We start from the raw sequence: 2,106 nt of genomic DNA on the forward strand, positions 1-2,106 counted from the left end.
AATCATTGGTTCTACAGGTATAATCTGTTAAAGTTTACACGAGTCTCATGAATGATAGAAAAAGAAGAGCAGTTTAGTTTTACATCAGAAAACCTCAAGAAAGCGGGAAAGTTTATAGAGATGTATCCCAAAGGTAGAGAAGGTAGTGCTGTTATGCCTTTACTATATCTGGTTCAAGAGCAATGCGGATGGGTTTCTGAATCTGCTATGCGTTATGTTGCTGATATGCTGCATATTCCACATATTCGTGTATATGAAGTGGCAAATTTTTACACCATGTATAATTTAAAACCAGTAGGCAAATATCTAATACAAATTTGTAGAACAACTCCTTGCTGGTTGTGCAATAGTGAAGAAGTTTTAAATACATTTAAAAAAAAACTTGGAATCAATATCGGTGAGACTACTAAAGATAATTTGTTCACTTTAAAAGAAGTTGAATGCCTAGGTGCATGCGTTAATGCTCCCGTTGTGCAGATCAATAATGACTTCTATGAAAATCTTACTCCTGAGAAAGTAGAAAACATCATAACAGAACTTTCAGGCAAATAGATGAAAGAAGAATTTTCATTCAAGAGAATCAAGCAATCAGGTTCTGCAAGAGTTGGAACAATTAAAACTCCAAATGGAAGCGTAGAAACCCCCGCTTTTATATTCTGCGCAACAAAAGCTGCAATTAAAGCTGCAGATATTGAAAGAATAAGTGAAGCTGGTACCCAAATCATACTTTCCAACACCTATCACCTAATGCTTCAACCAGGAGAGAATACTGTTGCAAAACTTGGTGGTTTGCGCAAGATGATAGGATGGAATGGGCCAATGCTAACTGACTCAGGTGGATATCAGATATTTAGCTTAGGCCACGGATCAGTTTCGGAAGAGATAAAAGGAATAAGAAAAAAACAAAAAACTTTGATCAAAATTAATGAGGATGGGGCAATTTTCCGTTCTTACATTAATGGTAAAATTTATTGCTTAACTCCTGAAAAATCTGTACAAATTCAACAGAAATTAGGTGCAGATTTAATCCTAGTTTTAGATGAATGCACTCCATTTCACGTAAGCAAAGAATACACAGCAAAATCAATGCTCATGAGCCACAGATGGGCTGAACGTTCTTTAAATGAATTTGAAAAAAACAATAATGGCAAGCAGGCACTGTATGGAATTAGTCAAGGCGGAGTGTATCAAGATTTACGTAGAGAAAGTTGTGATTTTATCAACGATTTGCCATTTTTTGGTCAAGCAATAGGTGGATCACTTGGTCAAAGTAAAGAGCAGATGCATGATGTAGTTTCTTTCACTATGGACCACCTGAAAAAAGACAGGCCTACTCATTTGCTTGGTATTGGTGGAATTGTGGACATCTTTCGCGGAGTAGAGCTTGGAATTGACACGTTTGATTGCGTGCATCCAACCCGCTTAGCAAGGCATGGTGGCGCACTTGTTAAAGTAAAAAACAGAAATTCTATTTCTTCAAAGTGCAAAGAGCATATTAATTTGCGGAATCAACGATTTGAGCTGGACAACAACCCAATTGAAAGTGACTGTTTATGTTTTACCTGCAGAAAACATTCAAGAGCTTATATACACCATTTACTGAAAGCTAAAGAGCTCCTGGCTTACACGCTCGTTACCATTCATAATATTTTCTTTATGAATAAGTTAATGGCATCAATAAGGCAGGCTATATTAGATGATAGGCTAGATCGGGAGAAAAATAATTGGATTAGTGAGACACCACTACACTGTGAATTATACACCTAGTTCATATTTTTCTACGCTTATTTTATATTCCCTAAAACAGAAAAAGCCTTCCTCTTCCTACTCTTTCTTCCTTGGCTAATCCATAGTTAGCGTTTTTTGCACATGTGCGTTGCATTTTTTAATCTTCTTTAAAAACTTGACAATACATGACAACACTGGTATGTTAAAAATATAGTTTTTGTGAGGTATTTATGGTTAACAATAAAGAAAAACATCAAATAGCGTTTTGCGTTTCAGCCGTTACATTCTTAGCTGGGTTATCATTAATCGCAACTGCAATTGCAGTGGGTACCGTACCTGCTATAGCTGCTTGTCTAGTGATAGGAGGAATTTTGACTG

The 2,106-nt window shown here is 36.3% G+C and carries 2 protein-coding genes and 1 pseudogene; all 3 read left to right on the plus strand.

Going from position 1 to position 2,106, the window contains the following annotated elements:
- The first annotated feature begins 51 nt into the window (after positions 1-51).
- Positions 52-552: an NADH-quinone oxidoreductase subunit NuoE gene (gene nuoE / locus WG67_RS03130; protein ID WP_010962799.1), complete on the plus strand. Its 501-nt coding sequence runs from the start codon at positions 52-54 to the stop codon at positions 550-552.
- Entirely contained in the window at positions 553-1,767 is a 1,215-nt protein-coding gene (tgt, locus tag WG67_RS03135; protein WP_010082445.1) for a tRNA guanosine(34) transglycosylase Tgt, read from the plus strand.
- A gap of 191 nt (positions 1,768-1,958) precedes the next feature.
- Positions 1,959-2,106: pseudogene (locus WG67_RS08410) on the plus strand (WD_0736 family protein); the annotation flags it as partial.

It is taken from the genome of Wolbachia endosymbiont of Drosophila incompta, from assembly GCF_001758565.1.
Lineage (GTDB): Bacteria > Pseudomonadota > Alphaproteobacteria > Rickettsiales > Anaplasmataceae > Wolbachia > Wolbachia pipientis.

What these genes read in the sequence shown, in the direction of transcription:
- nuoE (WP_010962799.1), top strand. Translation starts at nt 52, where the DNA reads ATGATAGAAAAAGAAGAGCAGTTTAGTTTTACATCAGAAAACCTCAAG.
- tgt (WP_010082445.1), top strand. Translation starts at nt 553, where the DNA reads ATGAAAGAAGAATTTTCATTCAAGAGAATCAAGCAATCAGGTTCTGCA.